Annotated in this window: 8 protein-coding genes; 2 read left to right on the top strand and 6 right to left on the bottom strand. The window is 61.8% G+C overall.

The features are described 5' to 3' along the window. Positions 1-72 precede the first annotated feature (72 nt). Positions 73-537, bottom strand: coding sequence for a polysaccharide deacetylase family protein (locus ACGLHR_RS49420; protein WP_400103165.1), 465 nt, complete (start codon positions 535-537; stop codon positions 73-75). 32 nt (positions 538-569) lie between these two features. Further along, on the bottom strand, positions 570-1,892 hold the full coding sequence (locus ACGLHR_RS49415) for an MFS transporter (RefSeq protein ID WP_400103163.1): 1,323 nt from the start codon (positions 1,890-1,892) through the stop codon (positions 570-572). Positions 1,893-2,006: 114 nt separating this feature from the next. Here ACGLHR_RS49415 and ACGLHR_RS49410 point away from each other — a divergent pair, with 114 nt between their 5' ends. After that, complete coding sequence (locus ACGLHR_RS49410) at positions 2,007-2,801, top strand: IclR family transcriptional regulator (protein WP_400103161.1); 795 nt, start codon at positions 2,007-2,009, stop codon at positions 2,799-2,801. 217 nt (positions 2,802-3,018) lie between these two features. Here the strand turns inward: ACGLHR_RS49410 and ACGLHR_RS49405 are convergent, their stop codons facing one another. From ACGLHR_RS49405 to ACGLHR_RS49395, 3 genes are read right to left on the bottom strand one after another with little or no spacing between them, the layout of a single operon-like run. Further along, on the bottom strand, positions 3,019-4,386 hold the full coding sequence (locus ACGLHR_RS49405; RefSeq protein WP_400103159.1) for an amidase: 1,368 nt from the start codon (positions 4,384-4,386) through the stop codon (positions 3,019-3,021). A 5-nt stretch (positions 4,387-4,391) separates the two neighbouring features. Further along, positions 4,392-5,288, bottom strand: coding sequence for a polysaccharide deacetylase family protein (locus ACGLHR_RS49400; protein ID WP_400103157.1), 897 nt, complete (start codon positions 5,286-5,288; stop codon positions 4,392-4,394). A gap of 22 nt (positions 5,289-5,310) precedes the next feature. Next, positions 5,311-6,282: a Bug family tripartite tricarboxylate transporter substrate binding protein gene (locus ACGLHR_RS49395; protein ID WP_400103155.1), complete on the bottom strand. Its 972-nt coding sequence runs from the start codon at positions 6,280-6,282 to the stop codon at positions 5,311-5,313. A 128-nt stretch (positions 6,283-6,410) separates the two neighbouring features. Here ACGLHR_RS49395 and ACGLHR_RS49390 point away from each other — a divergent pair, with 128 nt between their 5' ends. Then, entirely contained in the window at positions 6,411-7,157 is a 747-nt protein-coding gene (locus ACGLHR_RS49390; protein ID WP_400103153.1) for an IclR family transcriptional regulator, read from the top strand. Between the two features lie 592 nt (positions 7,158-7,749). Here the strand turns inward: ACGLHR_RS49390 and ACGLHR_RS49385 are convergent. Continuing rightward, positions 7,750-8,328: a tripartite tricarboxylate transporter substrate-binding protein gene (locus tag ACGLHR_RS49385; protein WP_400103151.1), complete on the bottom strand. Its 579-nt coding sequence runs from the start codon at positions 8,326-8,328 to the stop codon at positions 7,750-7,752. Positions 8,329-8,407: the final 79 nt, after the last annotated feature.

The raw sequence follows: 8,407 nt of genomic DNA, 5'->3' as shown, positions 1-8,407 counted from the left end.
TGGGGAGTGACCCTAGGCCGGACAAGGATCCTAGGGCGATTTCTTCAAGTTTTCAACAGATCTTGTTAACGGCTAGCGCATGCCGGTGATTTTTTCCAGCGTATCGGCAGCCCGCATCATGAGATCGCGCTCAACCTCACGTGGCAAAACAGAGTTCAACTCATGGATCCAGCCATGGATGCCGATTTCGTGACCTTCGGCGACCAGTTGCCTTTGCTCATCGGGATAGGTCATCGCCACCACGGCCGGCACATAGAACGTGGTCTTCACGCCATATCTTCGAAGGATCTGCAGAATCCGTGGCACGCCGACGCGACTGCCGTATTGGCCCCATGCCAGTCGGCCGATCGATTTGCCGCCATCGCGCAGCTCGCTGCTCTCGTGATCGGAATCGAAGGATAGCGCCACCGCGCAGCGGGCATTCCCGGGCCATTGCTTGGGCCGAAGCGCCCTGCCCGCGCGTACGTGGTTGACTATCCCTCGCCAGTGTTCATCAGGCCACTGCCAAGGCTGCAACTCGTGGGGTTTTTCGGTCATGGCTTTCTCCTGTTGTTCCATGTGGGAATGCTTCACTTCAGCTTGTCGTGGGCCGTCTCGCGCAAAGACCAGATCACCAGCGTTGTGGTGACTGCCGCGGCAACCAGGTAGTAGGCAGGCGAGATCGGGGAGCCGGTTTTGCCGATCAGCCACGTGGCAATCAGGGGCGCGAACCCGCCGAAGATGGCAGTGGCGAGGCTGTAGCCAACCGACATCCACGTCGATCGCACGCTGGTGGGAAAGATCTCGGCGATGGCCGCGGGACCCGGCCCGGAGAACGCCGCGATCATCAGGGCGAAGAGCACCTGGATGCTGACCACGGTCGCCAAAGTCGCCCCCGATACCAGCACATTGAAGAGCGGGTATGGCAAGGCCACGAAAGCCAGGCAGGACGTCAGAAGCAGCGGCTTGCGGCCGGCCCGATCCGACAAATGCCCGGCCAGGGGAATGGCCACGACAAGGACGACCAAGCCGAGCGTGTTGGACCAAAGCGATGCCGTGCGGCTCAAGCCAGCAAACTTCTGCGTGAAGGTGGGCATGTAGCTGAGGATCGTGTAGTAGGCGACCGACCAAAGCACCGTGAAGCCGAAAGCCTTGCCGGCCAGCGCCAGCCCCGAAATCGGAGTGGCGGCGGCCTTCGTTTCCTGAACCTCGCGGAACGCTGGCGATTCATCGATGTTGCGGCGCATATAGATCCCCACCGGCGCCAGAATGCCGCCCAGCAGGAAAGGGATGCGCCAGCCCCAGCTGTCCATTTGGTCGGCCGATAGCGCGGTGGTGAACAGTGCAGCGACACCAGAGCCCAGCAGCAGCCCGGCCGCGACGCTGGCTTGCTGGAAGCTGCCGTAGAAGCCGCGCCGGTTGTCTGGCGCCCACTCGACGATGAAAGCGGTCGAGCCGCCCCACTCGCCACCAGCCGAGAACCCCTGCATGAGCCGCGCCAACACGAGCAAAACCGGTGCGAGCACGCCGATGCTCTCGTAGGTCGGAATCAATCCGATGAGGAAGGTCCCCGCTGCCATCAGAAAGATGGTCAGCATGAGTGCTGCCTTGCGCCCTTTCACGTCGGCCAGGCGCCCAATGACGATGCCGCCCAATGGCCGCACGACGAAGCCGACGCCGAATGCGGCGAACGTAGACATGAGTGCCACTAGTTCATCCCCGGTAGCGAAGAACTTTTTGGCGATGAGCGTTGCCAAGTAGCCATAGACGGCAAAGTCGTACCACTCGAGCAAGTTGCCGACGACAGCCGCCGTGACGGCGCGCCTGCCCGTCATTCCGTCGAGGGTTGTGCTAGTCGCGTCGCGTGACGTGTCGACCACCTGTGGACTGGCCGCCCTGTAGCTATCGGACATCGTTGCCTCCTTCCAAGGCATAATTTTAGAATTACTATTCACATCATCGTATTGCAATACAATACTAAATATTGTATTATGGGCCTGAGGCGAAGTCAATAATGGAGTGATCTTATGACGAGAGACCCGCTGAACGTAGCGTCCGTAGACAAGGCTTTCCGTGTGCTGCACGCATTTGGAAATGCCGCAGGGGACCTGAGCCTTGGCGACATTGCGGAAATATCCGGACTTGATAAGAGCGCTGCGCAGCGGTTTGCACATACGCTTTGGCAGCTTGGCTACCTCCACAAGAACGACAAGACGCGCCGGTTCAGTCTCGGCAGCAAAGTCCTTGACCTGGCCTTCTTCTTCTTGAAGTCGAACGCGCTGGTCGAAGCGGCCACTCCTGCGCTGGTCGAACTTCGTCGGGCATGCGGCGAGAGGGTCTACCTCAGTCTGTTCGATGACACGTCCATCATCTACGCCATCCGCCAGCAGAGTAAGCGCGAGTATTTTTACTCATCCCTGATCGGCCGGCGGATGCCCACGTTCTGCACTGCGGGCGGGCGCGCCATACTGGCTCGCCTGCCGCGCGAGAAGGCTGCCGATATCGTTTCCCGGTCCGAGCTCAAGCCGCTGACGCCCAAGACGATTACGGACGCCGCAGTCATCATTCAAAAGGTAGACCAGGCCCGTCTGGATGGCTTCGCGCTGGCCATGGAGGAAAGCTCGATTGGCGAGTTAACACTCGGCGTTGCGGTGCTGGATTCCGAAGGCATCCCAGTAGCGGCGATTCACATTGGCGGATCTTTGAGTGAATGGCAGCCTGATGAGTTTGCAAGGAAATTTGCACCGCTCGTAATGGAGACTGCCCAGAGCCTGAGCCGCGCGCGCCCACCACAAGCAGTCTACGACGTCACCACGTCTTGATCATTTGCAGGCGGTCAGGGCGGTACCAGATCATCGTGGCAAGCGCGGCCCTGCCTCCCAATGTCAATGCGCGAGATTTTTGCAGGCCTGCCATCGCGCGGAGGAACTGCGCGGGCCGGGCGCCCACCGCCATCGCTACCGCTCTATCTTTAAGAGGCGCCGTCGCCACGGGCCAATGTGCGCGAACGACGCGCGGGAATGGAGTGGGGTGGCCCGGCTAGGAGCCCGCGACACCCATAGCGCTATTGCAGCGCGCTCGCGGTGCGAGCAGTTCTTCCAATCGCAGCGCCACGTTGAGCACCTTGTCGTCGCGCAGGGTGCCATGCCAGACCATCAGCCCGACGGGCAACTGGCCGGGCGCATGGCACGGCAACGTGAGCGCACAACCGTCGAGCATGTTAACCACGCTTGTGTTGCGCACCAGCAGTGCATTGGTGCGAAAGAAGGCCTCGTCACGCTCGGCGCCTGGCGCAAGCTCGCTCATCGGTGGGGCGAGGATAGGCACGGTCGGGGACAACACTGCGTCGAAGCCCTGTAGCGCCGCCTCCACGGCAGCGATCCAGCCGTGCCGGGCTTGAACTAGCTCGATGTAGTCGTTGGCCGAGATCGACGCGCCGCGCCGAATGCGGGCAGCGACACGCGGATCGTAGTCGGCCCCTTGGCGGTCAAGCAATTCGCGGTGCCAGGCATGGCTTTCCGCCGCGGCAAAGCCGCCGCTCGACTGCAGGGCACCCAGGTGACGGATTTCGGGCAGAGCAACATCCTGGATGCGTGCACCGGCCCGGCGCAGGGTGTCGAGCGTGTCCTCGAACGCCCGTGCGACGACCGGGTCGAGGCCGTCGAGCATCAGCGTCTGCGGTACGGCAAGCCGGTAGGTTCCCAGGGGGGCGTCGCTGTGTGGCACGGCGCGGGCCGACAGGATTTCGTGTGCAACGACCGCGTCGCGCACCGAGCGCGTCATCGCACACACGGTATCTAGCGTGGGCGAAAGCGGAACGGTTCCGTCAAGTGGTACGAGCCGGGCAGTGTTCTTGAAGCCGACGATCCCGTTGAGCGCTGCGGGCGTGCGGATAGAGCCCCCCGTGTCTGAGCCCAGGCCGACGAAGGCAGCGCCAACAGCCACCGACACGGCAGCCCCGGAGGAAGAGCCTCCAGGAATGCGTCGGATTTGGGTGTCGCACACATTGGCTGGCGTACCGTGGTGCGGATTGATGCCCACAGCAGAGAACGCGAATTCCGACATGTTCGTACGCCCTATCAGCGCGGCCCCGGCTGCGCGCAGTCGCGCGACAGCCGTGCAGTCCCGCGCGGCCGGCTTTGCATCCGCCAACACGCGGGAGGCCGCGCGGGTGGGCTGTCCGGCCACGTCAAACAAGTCCTTGATCGACACAGCGAGCCCGGCAAGCGGCCCCTGACGGGCGATAGGACTGGCCGCGGCAGCGCGTGCCTCATCGAAGGTGGTCGCCAGGAAGGCCGCCTCGCAGGCGACCGACTGCGCCGCTGCGATCGACAACTCGATCTGTGCCATCGCATCGGTCGTGCCGGCATCAATGGCCTGTCTGGTATGGCAGAGGTCGGACGTCATGCGGGTCATCTCGCGGCTAGCTGAAGGTGGGGCGGCAGGCTGTGGTAGTGCTGCGCCACTTGGCCGGGCAGCGTCATCCAGATCTGATCCTTGTATGAGAGGATGTGCTGCAGCGCCCGCCGCAGGCGTGCCAGCCGGAACGGCTGTCCCATGATGAACGAATGCAGCGAGATCGCGCACACCAGTGGCGCCTCGGCGGAGCGTCGCAGCATTTCGTCGAAGTTCTCGACGATCATGTCGCAGTATTCCGCAGCCGAGTTGTGCCGATAAGCAATAGCCGGCTGGTCATTGAGCTCGATTGGATAGGGCACTGACAGGATGGGCTTGTCACTTGTGTCGACCCAGAATGGCTGCTCGTCGCAAATTCCCCAATCCAGCACATAGGAATAGCCGGCCTGAGAGAGCAAGTCGGTCGTGACCAGGCTGGGCGTGAGGTAGGGGCTGAGCCAGCCCTGAGGCCGCCGGCCGTCCGCTTTTTCCATAAGCCCCGTGACTTCAGCGATCATCGTCCTTTCGGTGTCCTCGTCCATTTCTATCTGGCGCTCTGCGTTGGAACGACCATGGCCGATCAGCTCGTCGCCACGATTGCGGTGCGCGGCGATAAGCTCGGGGCAGTGCAAATAGTTTTCCGTGTTCACGATCACGCCTGCCGATAGGCCGAGTTCGTCGAACAGGTCAATGAGCCGCCATGCGCCGACGCGATTGCCATACTCACGCCACAGCCAGCTACGCTGGCTCCAGGGCTGCGTCTGGCGATCCAGGTCGACGCCGCACTGCACGCCGTAGGGAAAGTGTTCGATGTTGACCGCGAGGTAGACAGCCAGCCGTTTGCCGCCGGGCCAGTCGAAGACGGGGCGCTGCTTGATGCCGGAATACTTGAATCGGTCGTGAGAGGGGAGCATGGAAATTTCTCAGCTGTGAATGTCAATCGAGCTTGATGCCGGTGGTCGCGGCGGTCTTTTTCCACTTCTCCTGATCCTTAGCCAGGAAGGAAGCAAATTCGGCAGTGCTGTCGCCCACCGGTTCCGCGCCCATCGCGCGGATCTTCTCTTGCATGTCAGGTTGGCGCACGCCATTGGCGATCGCCTTGTTGAGCTTGGCGACGACATCGGCGGGCATGCCGCCCGGGCCGAACAGTGCGTACCAGCCGGTCACGTCGAAGCCAGGCACGCCGGCCTCGGCGATTGTCGGCACATCGGGCAGGGCCGACGAACGGGTCTTGCCGGCGACCGCGATTGCGCGCAACTGTCCCTGGCGCACGAAGTTGATCGCCGATGGCATGTTGGCGAACATCATCTGGACCTGGCCGGCCATGAGGTCGTTCATTGCCAGCGAGTCCCCCTTGTAAGGCACGTGGGTGATGTTGGTCTTCGTCATCGTCTTGAAGAGTTCCGCCGTCATGTGCGGGATGGTGCCGGCGCCCGAGGACGCGTAGTTCAATTTGCCGGGCTGGCTCTTCATCAGCGCCAACAGCTCAGTGAGGTTCTTTGCCGGCACGGACGGGTGCACCACGAGCACGAGCGGCACGTTGGCCACGATGGAAATGGGCGTGAAATCCGTCTTGACGTTGTAGGGCAGCTTGCTATAGACCGTCGGGCCTATCGAGTGGGTCGAGATCGAGCCCAGGAGCAGCGTATAGCCGTCCGGTGCGGCGTGGGCGACCAAGCCCGAACCGATGGCACCGCCGGCGCCGAGGCGGTTTTCCACCACCGCCGACTGTCCATAGGCATTCCCCAGCATCGTGCCCGACAGCCGCGCCAGAATGTCGTTGGCACCCCCTGCGGAGAACGGTGAAATGATGCGGATGGGCTTGGTGGGAAATGTCTCTGCGGCGATCGACAGAGACACACTGAGCGCCAGGGCGGCGGCGGACAGAAATTGAACGATGCGATTCATGGTAACTCCAGGCTAATTCAATAAAAAAAGCAGGAACCCGCCGTCTCCGTGTGTTCTAATATGTAGAACAGCGTTCTACGTGTTCAGAAACTGTACTATCCCCCTTATTGCAAGTCAACAACGATTCGATGGACAAGACTCTCTTGAAAGGTTTGCGAGTGCTGGAGATGCTGGCGACCAGCGACCGCCCGCTGGGCGTGACGGAAGTGGCCCAGCACATGGACCTCGTCAAAAGCAACGCGCACCGCGTCCTCCAAACGTTGGTTGCGGCGGGATACGCCGCGCCCGTGCCAGAGACTGGACGCTATCGGCCCACGCTCAAGCTCTGGAGCTTGGGCTCCGCAGTGGCTGTAAGCACCGATCTGCGGGCAATAGCCGCACCGCTGCTCGGACGCCTGCGTGACGTTACAGGGGAAACCGCTTTTCTCGCCCTCCTAGATGGAACGGACGTGACCTTCGTCGAAATCCAACCCAGTGCGCGCGCCCTTCGCGTGCACACGGCGGTCGGCGCGCGCATGCCTGCGTACTGCACGTCCCCTGGCAAAGTGCTGCTGGCGTTCGAGGAGCCGAGCCGCGACGCATCCGAGCTGCTGCCGCTGCAGCACTTTACTCAGACAACTGTGGCCGACGTCGAAGCGCTGTGCAGCGAACTCAAGAAGATTCGCCGTCAAGGCTACGCTGTCAATAGCGGCGAATATCGGGAGGAGGTCTCGGGCGTTGCAGTGCCGGTGTTCGATGCCTATGGCAAGGCGATCGCTTCAGCCGGCATTTCCGGACCGAGCGAGCGTTTCCGGCCGGCCGCCATTAAGGAATGGCTGCCGGCCGTAGTGAAGGCAGGCACCGATATCTCCCACATGATGGGCGCCAAGACATAAGTGCCATCCCCTTCAGGGTCTCCCCTCCCGAGCCCAATTATTGGTCGAGTCAAGGGCACTGCAACCCGAGATGCCTTCCGCCCATCTGCTGCGTCACTGCCAACGGCATCCCGGCTGACAGCGACGTGCAAGATATGGGTGTACATCCGGTGTCGGCTGGCAGTCTCCAGGCGGTCCGCTCCACGCAGGGACTGCTAACGCGTAACAAGTGTCTTCGATGGGTGTAAGCGAGATCGGACAGCGAGCAACCAGAGATCAGCCATTCGCCGCAGAACTTAGCTTTTAAGATTATTAAGGCGATTGCAGCGAAAAGACGCAGCAACCCGCATGTACGGTCGGTGACGGCTACATGCCTCTGGAGCCCCGGTAAGGCTAAGTCGGCATGGGCGCGCTTCAATGTTGGCGCCGTGCTGGACCCGAGGTCCGAAGCGGCGGTCGGTGGAGCACTCGGTCGCTTGCAGAACCCGTGACTGGCAGCTTGTGACACTCCGCGGCGTGGAGCGAAGCGGCCGCGACACCTGTCACGGCCAGCCCCCATGATTCAGCACGGGCACAGTGCTTGCCCTTGGGCTTTCAGGCCCGTCTTAGTCTGCTATTCAGGTTTGATGCCTGCCTGACTGACGATCTTTCCCCATTTCACGCCCTCCGATTGCATGTATTGCTTGAACGCAGGCGTGTCGCTGCCTTCCACCTTGAGCCCCTGAAGCGTCATCTTTTCACGCAACGTCGTATCGGTGGAGGCCAGCTTCACTGCTTGCTCCAGGCGATGCAGAATCTCGGGCGGCGTGCCGGCCGGCGCGTAGAGGCCGAACCAGGTAAGTGCCTCGAAGCCGCGAAGTCCAGACTCGGATACCGTTGGAATGGTGGGCGCGCTCGATGCCCGTTCCAGGCTCGATACTGCGATGGCCCGCAGCTTGCCGCTGCGGATGTAAGGCAGCAGAGTTGGGAGGTTGCTGAACATTAGTGGAACCTGGTTGCCCAGCAAATCGGTGATGGCATTCGCCTCTCCCTTGTAGGGCACGTGAACCATCTGGATGCCCGCCATCGATGAGAATAGTTCCGCCGCCACATGTTGCGGGCCACCGGGGCCCGCGGACGCGTAGTTGAGCTTCTTGTCGCGCGCATACTTGATGACGTCCGCCACCGTATGGAGAGGCAGCGAAGGATGCACGACTAGTACAACATCCCGTAAATAGCTTTAATAATTATCGGGCTGCAGATATAGGTGCAGGAGCGTGACGACCACCTCG

This window comes from Cupriavidus sp. CuC1 (assembly GCF_044627735.1).
GTDB lineage: Bacteria > Pseudomonadota > Gammaproteobacteria > Burkholderiales > Burkholderiaceae > Cupriavidus > Cupriavidus ulmosensis.
Note: the sequence above shows the minus strand (reverse complement) of the source record. Positions and strands in the feature narration are given on the sequence as shown.

Bases quoted from the DNA above. Each gene is read 5' to 3' on its own strand.
- ACGLHR_RS49405 (WP_400103159.1), bottom strand. From the start codon at position 4,386: ATGACGTCCGACCTCTGCCATACCAGACAGGCCATTGATGCCGGCACG.
- ACGLHR_RS49410 (WP_400103161.1), top strand. From the start codon at position 2,007: ATGACGAGAGACCCGCTGAACGTAGCGTCCGTAGACAAGGCTTTCCGT.
- ACGLHR_RS49400 (WP_400103157.1), bottom strand. From the start codon at position 5,288: ATGCTCCCCTCTCACGACCGATTCAAGTATTCCGGCATCAAGCAGCGC.
- ACGLHR_RS49420 (WP_400103165.1), bottom strand. From the start codon at position 537: ATGACCGAAAAACCCCACGAGTTGCAGCCTTGGCAGTGGCCTGATGAA.
- ACGLHR_RS49415 (WP_400103163.1), bottom strand. From the start codon at position 1,892: ATGTCCGATAGCTACAGGGCGGCCAGTCCACAGGTGGTCGACACGTCA.
- ACGLHR_RS49395 (WP_400103155.1), bottom strand. From the start codon at position 6,282: ATGAATCGCATCGTTCAATTTCTGTCCGCCGCCGCCCTGGCGCTCAGT.
- ACGLHR_RS49390 (WP_400103153.1), top strand. From the start codon at position 6,411: ATGGACAAGACTCTCTTGAAAGGTTTGCGAGTGCTGGAGATGCTGGCG.